General features: G+C 53.6%; 1 tRNA gene. It reads right to left on the bottom strand.

The features are described 5' to 3' along the window. Positions 1 to 89: 89 nt before the first annotated feature. Positions 90 to 161: transfer RNA gene (locus KVT11_RS20055), tRNA-Gly, on the bottom strand. Between the last annotated feature and the right edge of the window lie 104 nt (positions 162 to 265).

Below are 265 nucleotides of genomic sequence, written 5' to 3'. Positions count from 1 at the left end.
CCGGACTTGAACCGGCACGGTAGTCACCTACCGCAGGATTTTAAGTCCTGTGTGTCTGCCAATTCCACCACCCCGGCGTGGATGGTATAAGCGGAAGACGGGATTCGAACCCGCGACCCCCACCTTGGCAAGGTGGTGTTCTACCACTGAACTACTTCCGCATTACAGGATTTCTTTATGTTGTTTGGCAATGCGGGTGAAGGGACTTGAACCCCCACGTCATAAAGACACTAGATCCTAAGTCTAGCGCGTCTGCCAATTCCGC

This window comes from Bacillus sp. GbtcB10 (assembly GCF_019091365.1).
GTDB classification, from domain to species: Bacteria; Bacillota; Bacilli; order Bacillales; family Bacillaceae; genus Bacillus; species Bacillus altitudinis.
This window is presented reverse-complemented; position numbering and strand designations above follow the sequence as displayed.